The organism is Duncaniella sp. (genome assembly GCF_029054785.1).
Lineage (GTDB): Bacteria > Bacteroidota > Bacteroidia > Bacteroidales > Muribaculaceae > Duncaniella.
The window spans coordinates 1-15,875 of record NZ_JAIDEN010000027.1 but is presented as its reverse complement, the minus strand read 5'-3'; the positions used below and the strand labels follow the sequence as shown (position 1 = coordinate 15,875).

Genomic DNA, 15,875 nt, shown 5'->3' with positions numbered 1-15,875 from the left:
CCGAGTCCGGGGATCACGCGGGAATGGCGGATGCTCCGTGGAGCATCCCTACAAGAGGGTGGCGGCAGGCGCAGGGGCAGCTGGATTGTCCGGTGGGTAGTGAACGGGGATTGTTTAAGATCAGGCGACTGGGGCAGGCTGGCCGCGTCAGCGGTCGGGAGAATCCAGGCCACTGCAAGGGCCGCATCGCGGTCCGCAGCTGTGGTAAAACGTCATTCCCCAACCCGACAGAGCGCCGTAGGTGCGAAACATATTGGCCTACTGGCGGGCCAGACGGCGCGTCAGACGGTTTGCCGCACGGCGTACCTCCTGCTCATAAAGCCTGCGTTCGCGGCGGTTGCGGGGGACGAACGGCGCCGGATCTTCCGATTCTTCATCGCTCGCAACATCCGCATTGTCCTTCACGGCTGTTTCCTGTGCTGCCCCGTTCGAGGCGGCTAAAACAGCAGCGAGCGCACTGAACTGCTTGTCCATGCTCGCAGCCTTGTCGGCGGCACGCTGACGCGCACGGCGTGAACGCTGGAGAGCCTTATCAATCTCCATGCGCAGCAGATTGAAAACCAAAATAATAGTGTTGTCAGAACCGTTTGGAGGCAGAGTGCCGTCAGACATATACCGGTCGATACAGCCCATGGTCTCCTCTGCTGCATCCTCGCGGCCTACGAGCCTCAGGGACTCCCTGACGCGGCTTGTGATCGTGGAATAGAAATTTTTTGATACCGGACACAGCGGTTTTCGTGCATGTTTTTTCATAGAGCAGTAAAATTTTGTAGAGGTAGTGATTATTTACTGCAAAGATACAAGCTCAAAAGCCCGGATAAGTGCGATAATGCGGAGCGGGTGAAAAAATTTTCCCGGTTTCGCACCTACGGCGCTCTGTTGGGTTGGGGAATGGCGGTTAACCACAGCTGCGGACACCTACGGCGCCCTTGCAGTGGTCTGAATTCTTCCGACCGCTGACGCGGCCAGCCTGCCCCGCGCCTGATGCGGACCCCTACGGCGCCCTTGCAGTGGCCTGAATTCTCCTGACCGCTGACGCGGCCAGCCTGCCCCGCACCTGATGCGGACACCTACGGCGCCCTTGCAGTGGTCTGAATTCTTCCGACCGCTGACGCGGCCAGCCTGCCCCGCGCCTGCTGCGGACACCTACGGCGCCCTTGCAGTGGTCTGAATTCTTCCGACCGCTGACGCGGCCAGCCTGCCCCGCACCTGCTGCGGACACCTACGGCGCCCTTGCAGTGGTCTGAATTCTTCCGACCGCTGACGCGGCCAGCCTGCCCCGCACCTGATGCGGACACCTACGGATGCCTCCGGAGGATGTTACAAAACTTGCCGTAATTGGACACGGTAGGGACGCTTTGAAAAGCGTCCCTACCGTGAATCATAGTTCTGCAACAACCACGTCAATAGCCCTGGCGGCTGTTGTAGCTGTTATTGTAGTTGTTGTTGCCGAGCTGACGGCGGGAAGCCGCGTTCATGAATGGGTCGTCGAAGAATTCATCTTCCTCCTCGTCCTCATCATTGCGTTCTTCGTTTTCACCGCGTTTGCGTTTGGGCTTGTTCTTCTTGATTTCCTGCGGCTTCTGCATTTCCAGAGGAAGCTCGTAGATGTTCCACGACTGTTCCACTCCCCAGTTCTTTTTAAGGGTTATTTTCTTGGGGTAGTAATAGATCTCCTCAGGCTGTATGGAGTCGAGAATGCCGTTGGTATAGACACCGTTGGAGTCGGTGTCGATGAACAGGCGGGCGTAATATGTGCCCGGCGTGAGATATTCGATGCGTCCGAGAGAGCCTTTGACTTTGGCCGCGGCCACAACCTTGTCTGATGCGTCAAGCACCTCGACCACGGCGGGACGTCCGTCCAGGCCGTCGATGTTGAAGTTGAGTGTCGAATAATCTTCGAGCTTCTTGGCTTCGAACTCATGGACGAGCGGCGGATTGGTCAGCCCGTAGACATCATAGATGGCCGCCGAGTCGATGGTCAGTTTGTAATGGGCTCCCGGTTCCCACTGGTAGGGCGCGATGAGTTTTATTGTATTGTAAGGTCCGATGAAGCGCATTGACGGAGTCTGTCTTGCATACCAGACGGAGTCAATCATCTCCTCCAGATGTATGGCGGTCGAGTCGAAGCTGGCCACGGGGGTGACCGAGTTGAAGACCAGCGGGAGGTTGAGGTCCTGAGAGGCAGGACTGCTGATCTTGAAGTTTAGCGGCGGTGGAGGCGGCGGGATGGTGTCAGCCGCGTCGAGAGAATCGAGGTCCACGCCCTGGCGGGCAAGTTCCTTGCGGTGTTCTTCGCGAGCTTTGGCCATTTCCTTTGCTTCCTCCTCCATGCGCTTTCTGCGCATACGGGCGTTTTTGGTCACCATGCGCAGGGTGTCGGTGGTCCAGGATAGCTGATCCAGAGTGTCGGTGCGCATGTATTTAGCCTCGATCATGAGGGTGTCCAGAGCGACAAGCGCGGTGTCGGTGATCCAGTAGCGCAGAGTGTCGAGGGTCGGCGAGGCCTGAAGCACAGACCATTTTTCGCTTTCGTCACCGGCCCGGTGGGTGTTGAGGAGTCTGAGGATCGGAAGAGTGTCGGCCTTCGTGGAGAATTCGAGGTCGATGTTGCGCGGTTCGGGGCGCTCGTTTTTCCGGAGATACTGGGAGACATAGCCCTCGTTGAACCATGTCAGCAATATGTCGTCGGGCAGATAGCGGGTGCCGGGATAGGTCACGATCGAATCCTCGCCGGCCATATTGGTCAGTGTGTCGGTGAACTGGGCTGCTTCGGTGGTCGGCGATATCGTTACGTCGAAAAACGCCGCGTCTTCCGAGCGGTCCCAGTGGTAGTCGCGGTTCACGTCGTTGACAGCATAGATGCGGTATGTACCGGCTTTGAGATTGCGCAGGGTGAACTGTCCGAGCTGGTTGGTCTTGGTGATCCGCTCGAAGGGGAGGGTGGAGATGGCGGTGTCCGACAGATTGGAGTAGACACCGACCAGCATTCCCTGAGCCGGTTCGAGGGTGCGGGCTTCGAAGACCATGCCGGAGACGCGCAGGGTGTCGATTGTGTCGCCTGTCGCGAAGTCGAGAGCCAGGCCATCGAGTACATTGCTTTCGTTCAGGTCCTTGATCGCATCGGCGAAGTCAATCGTATAGGTTGTGTTGGGCAGCAGAGTGTCACGGAGTTCTACTGTGATGCGGCGGCCGTTGGCCGAGATTACCGGAGTGTTGCGCTGGGCCGGAGAGACCACAACCTTGGTCATGGGGTCGTCAATGGCGACGTTCTCGTCAAAATCGACAGTGATTTTGGAGCCGTCAAACCTGAGCTGTCCCGGTTTCGGGTTGGATCGGACATAGACAGGCGGAGTCTCGTCACGCGGTCCACCTTCCGGGCGTCCGATGCTCGCACATGCGGCGAAGAAGGCGGTGATCACCGCTATGAAGAGCAGCCTCAGGGCTGTTGTTGAGCGCATATTATTGTATTTAGAGGTTGTTTAATAACACTTAATCAAGGTGTTTAAAAATGCAAAATTATGAAATTTCCACAACATAAGGATTTGTCGGACGTTTAATTATTATTAATCTGTAAAATTACATTCATATTATGGCCTCACCCCTCATTATAAACATCATTGGTTATGCCGCGGCCATCTGTATGATCTGCGGGTATCTGCCACAGGCAATCTATACGATCCGTACGCGTGACACCGACGGCATCGCGCTCCCGACCTTCCTGCTTTTAGGCTTCGGCAGCATCTTTTTCGTCATTCAGGGCATCATGCTTGCCAACTGGCCGCTCATGATCACAAACACGATCACCACCATCGCCTCGGCCATCGTCTTCGGCATCAAAATTCATAACGACCGTCTCAAAAAGAAAAAATAACAAGGTTTTTTCGCAAATATTTTTCCCCTGAGAGCAATTCATTGTAGCCATCGGCAGAAAATCCATGTAGATTTTCAAGAAAAATTCGTAACTTTGCCGCAAATTTTTCCGCCAGGAACCATGAAACAGAAATGCTATCAGGGGATGACTTTCCGTCCCTATATCGACAACTCCCAGATTAAAACACGAGTTCAGGAACTGGCAGCCGCCATAATGAAAGACTGCGCAGGCGTGACCCCCCTGTTCATCTGCGTCCTCAACGGCGCGGCTCCGTTTGCAATTGATCTTTTCCGTGCATGCGAGGACATCGACGCGGAACTGACATTCATGCGTTTCAAAAGCTATGAGGGAACCGGCTCCACCGGCGATGTCAAACAGATCATGGGCCTGAGCGAAAACCTCGAAGGACGCCACATTGTGCTGATCGAAGACATCATTGACACCGGCAACACAATGGTCAGCCTTCTGGCAGAACTGCGCAGACACAATCCGGCGTCAATACGCATCGCGACTCTGCTTTTCAAACCGGAAGCTCTTGAGCATCCGGAACTCCACGCTGACTACGTGGGATTCGAGATTCCAAAGAAATTCATTATCGGCTACGGCCTCGACATCGACGGCCTCGCCCGCAATCTTCAGGATATTTATATACTTGACGAATAGCCCTTAAGAGGGTGTTTCAGAAACACCCTCTTAGGAAGATTTCGGCCATCCGTTGTTTCTTCCCGACCGGGACGACGCTTCCGGATCTTCATGGCAAATTTTTCCCAATTTTTAAGGATAACGAATGTTTAATCTTGTGATTTTCGGTGCACCCGGCAGCGGCAAGGGCACCCAAAGCGAAAAGCTCATCGACCGTTACGGTCTGACTCACATTTCAACCGGCGACGTCCTGCGTAAGGAAATCGCCGCAGGTTCAGAACTCGGCAAGATCGCCGACAGTTATATTTCAAAAGGCCAGCTCATCCCCGATGACCTGATGGTTGACATCCTCGCAAATGAGGTTGACAATCTGCGTCCCCAGGCCAAAGGCTTCATCTTCGACGGCTTCCCCCGCACCATTCCCCAGGCCGAAGCCCTCAAGAAAATGCTTAAGGAGCGTGGTGAGGACGTCCATTCCGTCATCGGACTCGAAGTCGCTGACGAAGAACTCATGGACCGTCTGATCAAACGCGGCGCACAGAGCGGCCGTTCGGATGACAATCCCGAAACAATCGGCAAGCGCCTGAAAGTCTATCATTCGACAACCTCACCCCTGCGCGACTACTATACCGCCGAGGGAACCTATCGTGCAATCGAAGGCACAGGGCTTGTCGACGAGATCTTCTCCCGCATAACCGAAGCCATCGACAGCCATCCGGTTCTCAACTGATGCGCTTCACCCCTCAAAAAACATCAACCCTCAACTCTCTCTGACCAATCAACAAATCACCGATGCCTGAATCAAGAGGGGGTTTCATACCAAGAGTTAAAATCTGAGTGGAGTATCTTTTAGATAAATTGTTGCAAAAGAGACACCAAGGCTCATGTAACTTTAACGATTGAAATATGGATTTATTGACAGAAGAAAAAATAATATCGTCGCTCAGATTTTAACTATTGTTTTTAAACAACCTCTAACTATTGTTATGGAACACCCTCTAAAACCCGTAGGCACCATGACCTATGCCGAGAGCCTCAGCGAACTCGAAGCTATCCTGCGCACAATGCAGAGCGATAGCTGCGACATCGACCGGCTTGCATCCTACACCCGTCGTGCGACAGAGTTGCTGAAAGCCTGCCGCTCACACCTCACCGCAACCGAGGAAGAGCTGCGGACCATTCTCTCCACTCTCGAAAACCAGTCAAACCAATAAAACTTAAAATGAAGTTATTACCCCTAACCGCAGTTGCCATGACAATGACATTAGCCACGGCTTCTTGCAATCACCGTGCCTCCGAACACTTAGCCAGCCTCAACGTAGCCTATCTTGACACGACAGTAGCTCCAGGTGCAGATTTTTACACCTATGTCAACAAGGGCTGGATGGAAGCCAATCCGCTCACTGCCGAACACGCCCGCTACGGACAGTTCGATATCCTCAACGACTCTTCGGAGAGCCGCGTGAAAGATCTTATCGCCAACCTCGGCACAACGAATCCCGAACCCGGCACCGTAGCCCACAAAGTGTGGACCGTATATTCCCAGGCAATGGACACCGCTCGCCGTAACCGCGAAGGCGCCACTCCGATCCTCGCCGACCTCAAGAAAATCGAGGAGACTCCCCATGAAGGTATGGAAGATCTCTTCCTCTGGATGCACGGCAACTATGCAAGCCCCTTCTTCGGTGCCGGTCCTATGGAAGACCTTGCCAACTCGCAGGTCTATGCCATGTATCTCTCCAACGGAGGCATGGGTCTGGGTGACCGCGACTACTATCTGCTTGACGACGAGCGCAACACAGCTGTGCGCAACGCTTACAAGAAACTCATCGCCGACCAGATGCAGAACGCAGGCTATTCAGCTGCCGACGCTTCCCGTATTGTGGCCAATGTCATGAAGATCGAGACTGCTCTGGCTGAAGACTCCCGCACCCGTGAGGAAAGCCGCGACATCCCAAGCATGTACAATCCCCGCACTTTCGCTCAGGTCAAGGAACTCTATCCCAACGTCAACTGGGACCGTTTCTTCATCGAGACAATGGGCATCAAGTCTCCTGACACTCTGATCGTGACAGAGCCTAAATACCTTGCCCAGGCCGACAAGCTGATGGGTTCTCTCTCCGACCGTGAGGTCAAGGACTACTACCTGTGGAAATACGTCAGCCAGGCCGCATCCAAGCTCAGCGACAACTTCACTCAGGCCAACTTCGAATTCTCCAAGGTGATGAGCGGTGTTCAGGAAATGCGTCCGCTCTGGAAGCGCGCCATTGACGCTACCGAGGGTGCTCTCGGCGAAGCGGTGGGCGAGCTCTATGTAGCCAAATATTTCCCCCAGTCCTCAAAGGACTATATGCTCGGACTTGTCGAGAATCTCCGTGTGGCTCTTGGCAAGCATATCGACAACCTCGACTGGATGAGCGACACCACCAAGGCCCGCGCCCACGAGAAGCTTGCAGCCTTCACTGTCAAGATCGGCTATCCCGACAAGTGGAAAGACTACTCCTCGATGGAGATCGATCCCCAGCTCAGCTATTATGAGAACATGCACAACGTCAGCATGTGGCACCAGGCCGAGACCTATGCAAAATGGGGCAAGCCCGTTGATCGTACCGAGTGGGGCATGACTCCGCAGACAGTCAACGCTTATTACAATCCGCTTGCCAACGAGATCGTCTTCCCCGCCGCAATCCTCCAGGCTCCTTTCTTCGACCCGAACGCTTCAGATGCTGAAAACTATGGCGGCATCGGTGTGGTGATCGGTCATGAGATGACCCACGGATTCGACGATCAGGGCCGCAATTTCGATGCAAACGGAAATATGGTTGACTGGTGGACTCCTGAGGACGCTGCCAAGTTCACTGAAAAGACCAAGGCTCTCATCGCCCAGTTCGATGAAGTAGAGGTGCTCCCCGGCGTTCACGCCAACGGCCAGTACACCCTCGGCGAGAACATTGCCGACCAGGGCGGTCTTCGCATCGCGATGACAGCTTTCCTCGACGCCCAGGCCAAGAAGGGAGTGGACATCAAGTCGCCTGAAGCCAAGATCGACGGTTTTGATCCCCTCCAGGTGTTCTACATGAACTATGCCAACCTCTGGGCCAACAACATCCGTGACGAGGAGATCCGCTCGCTGACCACCGGCGACGTCCACTCTCTCGGCTGCAACCGCGTCAATGTCACCCTCCGCAACATCGCCCCCTTCTTCGAGGCATTCTCGATCACCGAAGACCAGCCGATGTTCCGTCCTGAGTCAGAACGCGTAATCATCTGGTAAGAGACAGCGCCAGTCACCATCTGGCATATATCCTCATAAAAGTAACACCGACTTCTGTATTTCAGAAAGTCGGTGTTACTTTTATATTATATTTTGGCTTGATATAGAGGGAGTTTTGGGGAATAAATTATTCTTATATCTCGGATTTTATGAGTAAATTTGCGAGAAACATTAAAAACAGACTGTATGACTCAGTATAATATTCCATCTCTTCCGCTTCCGTATGATTTGGAGACGAAAGCGGTGCTTAAGCAACTCAATCAGGCTAATCGCAGATTGGCTGAGTTGAAGGGAGTTGCGCTGACGATTCCGAATGAGAATATTCTTGTCAGCACACTGACTTTGCAGGAAGCCAAAGACAGTTCAGAGGTTGAGAATATTGTTACTACTCAGGACGATCTGTATCAAGGGGCGGCTGAGTCAATGTCTGATTTCGTTGCCAATGCCGCAACCAAAGAAGTCCTTAATTATCGGGAGGCTCTTCAGCATGGTTTTCATCTTGTAAAAGAAAAAGGAATGCTGACATCTTCGGTGATAAAGGAGATTCAGCAGATTTTGGAACACAATTCGGCAGGATTCCGAAGTGTGCCGGGCACTGCGTTGAAACGTTCGGATGGCAAAACCGTCTATACACCTCCTCAGGATAAACAGACGATCCTTGAATTGATGGACAATCTTGAACGTTTCATCAATGATGACCGCATATCAGATCTTGATCCATTAATAAAATTGGCCATTGTCCATCATCAGTTCGAGAGCATTCATCCGTTTTATGATGGTAATGGAAGAACAGGCCGTATAATATGTGTGCTGTATCTTGTTCTTACCGGCAGACTGGATCTTCCGATTCTTTATCTCAGCCGATATATAACTCATAATAAAGGCGAATACTATCGACTGATTCAGGCGATCAGAGACAAGAACGATGACAATGCCGCCGAGTGGGAATTGTGGATTCTCTTCATGCTTAAAGGTGTGGAAGAGACAGCCATAGAGACTACAAGGCTTGTCAAGGGTATTTCCAAGCTAATGGCCGAGTTCAAAAGCATACTTCGTCCGAAATTCGGAAAGCAGTATCGTCATGAACTTTTGAACAACCTGTTCTTTCACCCATATACAAAAGTGGAATTCCTTGAAAAGGAACTTGCAGTCAGTCGCCCCACAGCTACCCGCTATCTAAATGGATTGGTTGAAACCGGATTAATTAATAAAGTTAAGGTCGGGAGGTCCTGTTATTACATGAATCTTCCGTTGATGGATCTATTCTTAAGTGTTTCCGATTCTCAGGCAACTGAAAGTGTTCCTCCGATAGAGTCTGTTTCAGAATCTCTATAATACTTCTCAAAAAATGCGATTTCTGAGAAGTATTCTGAGGTTACTTCTCAAAAAATGCGATTTTTGAGAAGTATTCAGTAAGCCTGGGAAAGGATGCGGGGCTTTTCCGATTTTCCCATTTTGCAGTTCACAGGCGTTTCATTTCGGCTTCGGAGGCTGCTTTTCCTTTGTAGGCGCTTTGGCGTGGCTGGAAGCGGTAGGTGAGGCTCAGGCTCAGGCCTCGGCGGTCATAGCTCTGACGTTTGTCGACGTTGATGCCGCAGGTGGTCATCGACCAGTCGTTGTTGAGTGTGTTCAAGATGTCTGTCGCTGCCATTTTCAGGCTGAGTGCTTTGCCGAAAAACGATTTTTCAACAGACATGTCCATGCAGCAGACGGTCCGTCCGAATCGGTTGGTGTGCATGTCGCCTTTGCTCTGACCCCTGAGGTTCAGGGTGAGCAGGAATCCTTTGGGTAAGGAGAGGGTGTTGCTGAAGTCATAGGAAAATATCGGGCGCTGATATTCACGGCCTCCGAGGCTGAGCCATTGGCGGTAGGCGCCGAGAACCATCTGCGGTGACCACCGGCTGATTTTTCGGGACCAGACAAGGTAGATGTCAATGGCTGATACGTCAATGTTGACCGGGTGCATGAGTAGCTGAAGCGATGGGGCGGGATAAAGTTCCTTGACGAAGGCATAGCTGTCGAGGCTGCGCGTGAAGTCGGCCTGAAGCATGAAGTCGCCTATGGCGGTGAAGAGACGGATGTCGTGGTTGCGCTCATCGCGCAAAGCCGTGTTTCCGCCCTCGATCTCATGGATCCCGACATAGTTCAAGCCTCCCGACAGGTGGGAATAGGGCGGTCTGACGCTTGCCATTCTGTAACTGAGCGATACCTGGGCATTCTTGCCGAAGGAATATCCGAAGCTGAGATCCGGAGTCAGCAGACGGTCTTTGCGTGAGAGCCGGCTGTCGCGTTTGCCGTCGAGCCGGAAATCATAGTCGGAATATTCATAGCGCAAGCCTGCTGTCAGCGAGAATTTTCCGAACATTCTGCTCCAGGAGCCGAAGAATGCAAGAGAAGTCTGTCTGACATCAGTGGTCGACGAGGGGAGGTAGTCGCTGACAGCCTCGTTGAGCATCAGGAAGTCAAGTTTCGATTCGGAGTGTGAATCCTGGGTTCCGGCGGTCAGCTTTCCGCCGAAAAGCGGCGCATTCAGGTAGAGTTTTCCGGCCAGGAGCGATGAGCGGCGGTGTTGGCTGGAACTGACATCCTCCATTTGGGCCGCCGGATAGGAGGTTGTAACGCGGTTGTCGGTATCGGCGGTCTTGTAGTCCCCGTCGAAGTGCAGATGATACTTATCGCCGAATGTCTCGTCGTAGTAAGCCGATATGAGATGGCTGTGTCCGCGGGCTTTCCGACCGATCAGGCGTTCGACCGGATCATTTCCGTTGAGCCATTCATGGCCGGAATTGTCAAGGCGGGACTGCTGAGGGGTGAAAAGATAGTATGCGCCGACCGACCGGGAGTCTGACGTGTGGTTGATGCCCCCTTTCACAGCGCCGCTATGCTCCCGGCTGACATTATGCTGGGAACTTCCGATGACCGTAGGGCTGCCGTCATATATAAGTGAATTGACTGTCGAGCCTTTTGTCAGGCTTTTGTCGGAAGCCAGGGTACCGCTTGCAAAGAAATCCCAGTTGCCGGAGTGGTAGTTCAGGTCGAGCATGTCGTTTGCCGAAAAGCGGCGGCGCATTCTGATTTCTGCCTTTTCGGTTACTGACAGACCATGGAGGAAATTACGGCGGGTGATGATCTTGATGACGGCTTTTGTCGTGCTCGCATACTCTGCGCCTGGGGCCATCACAAGTTCCACGCGGCGGATGTTTTCGGAGAGCAGTCGGGCAAGTTCCGTCCCGTCGTTGACCGGACGTCCGTCAATGAAAATCTCCGGCGTACCTTTTCCTGAGACCGATACCTCATTGTCGCTGACATTGATCATCGGCAGCTGGGCGAGGACATCGAGCGCCGAGCCAAGGTTCTGGAGTGGAGTGCCGCCGATTGTCGATATGAGTGTGTGGCCGACAAGTTTTGTCGTCGGCTGATTTGCGGTCACGACTATTTCCTGCAATTCACAGGCGAGCGAGTCGGCGGCTTGCGGTGTGGTGCCTGAGGCAAAGATCTGCCCGGCTGTGACAATGAATAGGAGTAGGATTTGTTTTCGCATGATGACAGTAATTGAGAAGCTGATTTTTTACTTCAAAATTACTGCCATGAGGCCCTTTTATCCAAATTTGAAGTCTGACCGTCGGAGGTGCAATATGTTGATATGCTGTTTGTTGCTTTGAGCTGTTTGCGAAATGTCTGACCGTCTGGAAATGAGGTCAGAAAATTGACATCAGTTGCTCCTTCCGGCGGCTGTCAAGGGCTGCGATCCGGCCTTTCAGGCGGGATTTACGCTTGTAGACAACCTCGATGCTTTCACCGAGAAGAAGTGCGATGGTCCTGTTCGAGAGATTGGCCGCGAGGTAGACGGCGAGGCGGTAGTCATCGGCTTTTATATCGGGCAAAGCCTCGCGCAGATGGTCGGTGAATCCGCAGAGGCTGTCATTGACCGTTAGCTCCATTTCTCTGAAAAGACCGTCTTCCGTCCGCAGGGCTTCGATCTGAGATTTCACTTTTTCGGCGATCATTTTCCGCTCGCCGGCTGTGCCTTTTGACTGATAGTAGGTCTCGCAGAGTTCGTCGATCAGCCTGAAACGTTTTTCCAGCACTCCTGAGAGCTTGCATTCAAGCCGTGAGTAGTCCGACTGCTGTTTCAGCATCGCTTCGCGCAGGTGTGAGGCTTCCGAGATCAGGGTCTCGTTCTGTGTCGATTTGATTCTGAGGCGCTGACGCTGATAGATGATCACGCCTCCGGCAAGCAGGACCACGAAGAGTGTCGCGAATACCAGGTTCTGCCTTCTGGTCCGTTCCTTGTAGAGAAAAAACTCTTTCTCTTTCTGGCGGTAGAGAGCTGTGGCGAGGTCATCTTTTGTGGCATAAGCCTCCATCTCGGCCCTGATGCTGCAAGCCTTGAGATAGTCGGTCGAGCGAGGGTTGCGTCCGTAATAGTCGATGGCGATGTTAATGATGGTGTCTGTCGGGATCCACAGGCGGCTTGCTGCCATTGCCTCGCTATACAGCAAGGCCCAGCGGGCCATCGTGGCTGAGTCTTCAAATTCAGTCACATCATAGGCGTTCAGCTGTCTGAAGGCTTCTTCCGGATCGGTGTCTATCAGCTTCTCCGTGTCTTCAAAGCCGTGAGCAGAGGAGATGACACACGAGCAGCCGGATATCAGCATGAGAAGTATTCCGTAAAAAAGTATTCTCATAATAGTGGTAAAATGGCAATCTGCGTGGTGGGTGTGGATGGATCAGTCATATTGTCTTAGGGCGTCGCGGAGGGCTGTCGTGACCATGGCGCGGAGTTCGGGAGGTTCGACGACCTTAATGTCCGGGCCGTGGGAGAGGAGTTCCTGCACGAGGTCAGGGGTCAGACGCAGCCGGTAGTGGAAAAGCGAGTAGTCATCATGGATCTCTTCCTGCTGCGAGGAGTGGAGGGGAAGCGCGCGGAGATATTTGGCCTGGCGCGTGGAGGTGCGGATCACAACTTCGCGCGGTTCTGCCTGGGTGAAGATGATTCCGAACGAGTCTTTGACAAAGCTTTCGGGGTCAAACGAGGGGTCGGTCACGAAGGTCTCGGCCTCAACCTTGACATCCTCCATGCGGTCAAGGGCATAGGTCTTGACAACACCGTCACGCACATTGAGACCTGTGACATACCAGCGCTGCCGGAATATCTTGAGGAAGTATGGCTCGACGACAACGTCGCGCGTCGGATTGACACGCGTGTAGGGGCGGTAGGTGAAGCGCAGCGGATGGCGTTCGCGCAGGGCCGAGACCACCTGCGAGAGATAGAGCCGCGCCGAGGGGACATCCTCCAGAAAGATGCAGTCCGAGATGTCGCTCACGTTCGAGAGCACATTGCTCATCGCTGCGGAGTTCAGCAGCCAGTCGGTGACGCTTTCCTGATGGGAGTCTCCGGAGTCGATATAGTATTCGTATGTGGCAGAGTTGCACTCGATGTTGATGTTGAAAAGCTCTTCGATGGCCGCACGGTAGTTGTAGAACGTGCGGCGCGGCAGCGGATTGCCGTCGGAATATGGCGACTGCACCCAGAGTTCGTTTAGCTTCTCACGGGTGATGGAGCCGTAGCGGCGTATGGTGTCTATGATCCAGATGTAGCGGGCGAGCAGATTTCGGGACATGGCCGTGGGGGATGGTGGGGGGATTCGGTTAGTTCAGACGGCGTGGAAAGAGGAATATGATTGACAGGGTTATCATTGCGGCAAGAGCCCAGGCATAGTAGAGATAGGGGAAGGGAGAGGCCGGGGAGATTCCGGCGAGAGAGGTTGCCAGGAGGGTCTGGGCGCCGTAGGGGATCAGACACTGCACCACACAGGAGGCCGAGTCGAGCAGCGAGGCGCTTTTGCGCGGGTCGATGCCATAGCGCTCGGCGATGTCGCGGGCGATTCCGCCTACGGTTATGATGGCTACCGTATTGTTGGCCGTGCAGAGATTGACAAGCCCGACGAGCATGGCGAGTATAGCCTGGGCGCCGCGTTTGCCGCTGATGCGAGAGCTGAGTCCTTGGAGCAGAAACTGTATGCCGCCCGCGGCCTTGATGATGCCCAGCATTCCGGCAGCCAGGAGGGTAATGATTATGAGATCGCCCATCCCGTCGATACCGGCCCCGGCATAGCCTGCCATATCCATGATTGAGTAGCCGTTGATCAGCCCCATGACGAGAGCCGAGAGTATGCCAAGTGTGAGGACGACGGTGACATTTATGCCGGCTATGGCCGTGGCAAGGACCACAAGGTAGGGCAACACAAGCCAGGGATTGCTGTCATTCGTCAGTTCGATTGCCGGTGAGTCTTTGCTCATCACCATATAGATCACGATGGTCACGATAGCGGCAGGGAGGGCTATCCACAGATTGGCTTTGAATTTGTCGGACATGCTGCACCCCTGGGAGCGGGTGGCGGCGATGGTGGTGTCGGAGATGAACGAAAGATTGTCGCCGAAGAAAGCACCGCCGAGGACTACCGCCACATAAAACGCCACAGAGCCGTCGACCGTCTGAGCTATCTCTACGGCCAGTGGTGTCAGAGCCACCACGGTACCGACCGAGGTTCCGACCGACAGCGAGATGAAACAGGCGGCGAAAAACAGAGTCGGGACCACGAACTGCGGAGGGCATATCCGGAGTGTGAGGCTGACAGTAGCGTCGACGGCCCCGATTTCCTTGGCGACAGTGGCGAAAGCACCGGCAAGGATGAAGACACAGATCATGTAGAGGATGTTGGAGTGTCCGGCAGCGCGGGAGAAAGTCTCGATACGGGCGGCGAGAGGCTGTCCGCGGTAGATCACCACGGCCCAGATCGACGCCACAGCCAAAGCCACGGCGATCGGCATCTTGTAGAAATCGTTGAGGATCACCGATACCGCCACATATAGCAGCAGAAAGACGATGACAGGCGACAGCGCCAGCCATCCCTTTGCAGGCGTCACCCGACGCTCAGTGTTGATTTTCGCATTCATAGTTCTTATACATCTTTTCTATACTTATCCACCTGCAAAAATAGCGAAAACTTTCGGCATTTTCATGCTTATGTAATGGATATGATCTCTTCGGCAAGGGTGTTCATCTCCAGGCAGGCCGAGCGGGTAAGTTCTGCCGGGCCGGCTTCGAGCGGGGCGATGATGAGGAGGCGGCCGGTGAGGCAGAGGTCGAAGTCATGGGCCGACGGTTTGTAGCGGTCCTGAAAGGGTTGGTTGGTGATGAGGATTATCTTTCCGCCATGCTCTTCAGCTTCTTTCCTGATGGCTTTTTCTGCGGGAGAGATGAAGGGGGAGACCAATACGCCGCCGTTGGCTGCTGTGTGGAGCCATCGTTCGCGGTTTTGTGCTTTTTCTGTCTCGCTGTCCCTGCGATGGACAACGACCTGCTCTTTGAAGGGGTTGCGAAGCAGAAATTGGTTGCCATAGGTCTGGTAACGCTTGCCGCCGATGGTGACTCCATAGACGCGCCTGAAAAAGTCAGGATAGGCCCTGCGGACGGCGAGGCGGTAGGGGTTCTCCCGCAAGTAACGGTAGAGTGTATCAAGCGAGCGTGTGCTTTTAAGGATCTGATCATTGAATCCTTTGGCAAAAACTTCTGTCATGCCTGCTTCTTTGTTGACTGTGACTTTGAAGCGGGCAATTATCCGTCCGAGGATTTCTTGGGTTGGTTCTTCCACGAAAAGCAGCAAATGAAGATGGTCGGGCATGAGGGCGTATTGCAGAATCCTGATGTTTGGCTCGATGAGGTAGAAACGGCGAAGAATATCTTTGATGGCAGAGCCGATCATGGTTGCGCTGACAAAGGAACTCCCTTTTTGCCCGACAGGGATCCGGTGATCGCCCATAAGGATGCCGAAGTCTTTTACATGCGGATTTTTATTGAGGGTTATCATGTAGATGCACCTTTGCGTGTAGTCGTGCCAGGAGGCTCTTAAGAGTCTGTTCATGCTGTGTCGTTTTTTATTGCTTCTTGCTTTTCTTCTCTCCTCACTTCTCTCATTTCCTCGCTAAAGCTCGGAGCATGGACAAAAATTTTTGTTTTGTTTTGGCTTGAGCTTTAGCGAGGGGGTAGGGGCGGTTTTGCGGAGGGGACGGGTCTGGAGG

The 15,875-nt window shown here is 53.6% G+C and carries 13 protein-coding genes; 6 read left to right on the top strand and 7 right to left on the bottom strand.

The annotated features are described in order from the left end of the window. Window positions 1-258 precede the first annotated feature (258 nt). Window positions 259-753: a hypothetical protein gene (locus K2H17_RS01585; RefSeq protein ID WP_300130602.1), complete on the bottom strand. Its 495-nt coding sequence runs from the start codon at window positions 751-753 to the stop codon at window positions 259-261. 650 nt (window positions 754-1,403) lie between these two features. Beyond that, the gene (locus K2H17_RS01580; protein WP_300130599.1) at window positions 1,404-3,461 is read right to left on the bottom strand and encodes an Ig-like domain-containing protein; all 2,058 of its coding nucleotides are present in this window, start codon (window positions 3,459-3,461) and stop codon (window positions 1,404-1,406) included. 131 nt (window positions 3,462-3,592) lie between these two features. On the opposite strand from K2H17_RS01580, the gene K2H17_RS01575 reads away from it, so the two are divergent. From K2H17_RS01575 to K2H17_RS01550, 6 genes are all read left to right on the top strand, one after another. Continuing rightward, window positions 3,593-3,874 carry a PQ-loop repeat-containing protein gene (locus K2H17_RS01575; RefSeq protein ID WP_300130596.1) on the top strand — a complete coding sequence of 94 codons (282 nt, stop codon included), beginning with the start codon at window positions 3,593-3,595 and terminating at the stop codon, window positions 3,872-3,874. A gap of 120 nt (window positions 3,875-3,994) precedes the next feature. Beyond that, complete coding sequence (gene hpt, locus K2H17_RS01570) at window positions 3,995-4,537, top strand: hypoxanthine phosphoribosyltransferase (RefSeq protein ID WP_300130593.1); 543 nt, start codon at window positions 3,995-3,997, stop codon at window positions 4,535-4,537. Window positions 4,538-4,661: 124 nt separating this feature from the next. Then, on the top strand, window positions 4,662-5,246 hold the full coding sequence (locus K2H17_RS01565) for an adenylate kinase (RefSeq protein WP_300130591.1): 585 nt from the start codon (window positions 4,662-4,664) through the stop codon (window positions 5,244-5,246). 256 nt (window positions 5,247-5,502) lie between these two features. After that, a complete protein-coding gene (xseB, locus tag K2H17_RS01560) occupies window positions 5,503-5,730 on the top strand; it encodes an exodeoxyribonuclease VII small subunit (RefSeq protein ID WP_300130588.1) in 228 nt (75 codons plus the stop codon). Window positions 5,731-5,768: 38 nt separating this feature from the next. Beyond that, entirely contained in the window at window positions 5,769-7,790 is a 2,022-nt protein-coding gene (locus K2H17_RS01555; RefSeq protein ID WP_300130585.1) for a M13 family metallopeptidase, read from the top strand. Window positions 7,791-7,976: 186 nt separating this feature from the next. Continuing rightward, window positions 7,977-9,125 (top strand): Fic family protein, encoded by a 1,149-nt coding sequence (locus K2H17_RS01550; protein WP_300130583.1) that lies wholly within the window; start codon window positions 7,977-7,979, stop codon window positions 9,123-9,125. 127 nt (window positions 9,126-9,252) lie between these two features. On the opposite strand, the gene K2H17_RS01545 is transcribed toward K2H17_RS01550, so the two are convergent. The 5 genes from K2H17_RS01545 to K2H17_RS01525 form a co-directional block, all read right to left on the bottom strand. Next, window positions 9,253-11,331 (bottom strand): TonB-dependent receptor, encoded by a 2,079-nt coding sequence (locus tag K2H17_RS01545; RefSeq protein WP_300130580.1) that lies wholly within the window; start codon window positions 11,329-11,331, stop codon window positions 9,253-9,255. A 157-nt stretch (window positions 11,332-11,488) separates the two neighbouring features. Continuing rightward, a complete protein-coding gene (locus tag K2H17_RS01540; protein WP_300130578.1) occupies window positions 11,489-12,478 on the bottom strand; it encodes a hypothetical protein in 990 nt (329 codons plus the stop codon). Window positions 12,479-12,520: 42 nt separating this feature from the next. Beyond that, window positions 12,521-13,414, bottom strand: coding sequence for a WYL domain-containing protein (locus K2H17_RS01535; protein ID WP_300130575.1), 894 nt, complete (start codon window positions 13,412-13,414; stop codon window positions 12,521-12,523). 28 nt (window positions 13,415-13,442) lie between these two features. Beyond that, a complete protein-coding gene (locus K2H17_RS01530; RefSeq protein WP_300130573.1) occupies window positions 13,443-14,750 on the bottom strand; it encodes a Na+/H+ antiporter NhaC family protein in 1,308 nt (435 codons plus the stop codon). 68 nt (window positions 14,751-14,818) lie between these two features. Beyond that, complete coding sequence (locus tag K2H17_RS01525) at window positions 14,819-15,718, bottom strand: hypothetical protein (RefSeq protein ID WP_300130570.1); 900 nt, start codon at window positions 15,716-15,718, stop codon at window positions 14,819-14,821. Between the last annotated feature and the right edge of the window lie 157 nt (window positions 15,719-15,875).

Coding starts and splice junctions, on each gene's coding strand:
- K2H17_RS01585 (WP_300130602.1), bottom strand. CDS start 753: ATGAAAAAACATGCACGAAAACCGCTGTGTCCGGTATCAAAAAATTTC.
- K2H17_RS01580 (WP_300130599.1), bottom strand. CDS start 3,461: ATGCGCTCAACAACAGCCCTGAGGCTGCTCTTCATAGCGGTGATCACC.
- K2H17_RS01575 (WP_300130596.1), top strand. CDS start 3,593: ATGGCCTCACCCCTCATTATAAACATCATTGGTTATGCCGCGGCCATC.
- hpt (WP_300130593.1), top strand. CDS start 3,995: ATGAAACAGAAATGCTATCAGGGGATGACTTTCCGTCCCTATATCGAC.
- K2H17_RS01565 (WP_300130591.1), top strand. CDS start 4,662: ATGTTTAATCTTGTGATTTTCGGTGCACCCGGCAGCGGCAAGGGCACC.
- xseB (WP_300130588.1), top strand. CDS start 5,503: ATGGAACACCCTCTAAAACCCGTAGGCACCATGACCTATGCCGAGAGC.
- K2H17_RS01555 (WP_300130585.1), top strand. CDS start 5,769: ATGACAATGACATTAGCCACGGCTTCTTGCAATCACCGTGCCTCCGAA.
- K2H17_RS01550 (WP_300130583.1), top strand. CDS start 7,977: ATGACTCAGTATAATATTCCATCTCTTCCGCTTCCGTATGATTTGGAG.
- K2H17_RS01545 (WP_300130580.1), bottom strand. CDS start 11,331: ATGCGAAAACAAATCCTACTCCTATTCATTGTCACAGCCGGGCAGATC.
- K2H17_RS01540 (WP_300130578.1), bottom strand. CDS start 12,478: ATGAGAATACTTTTTTACGGAATACTTCTCATGCTGATATCCGGCTGC.
- K2H17_RS01535 (WP_300130575.1), bottom strand. CDS start 13,414: ATGTCCCGAAATCTGCTCGCCCGCTACATCTGGATCATAGACACCATA.
- K2H17_RS01530 (WP_300130573.1), bottom strand. CDS start 14,750: ATGAATGCGAAAATCAACACTGAGCGTCGGGTGACGCCTGCAAAGGGA.
- K2H17_RS01525 (WP_300130570.1), bottom strand. CDS start 15,718: ATGAACAGACTCTTAAGAGCCTCCTGGCACGACTACACGCAAAGGTGC.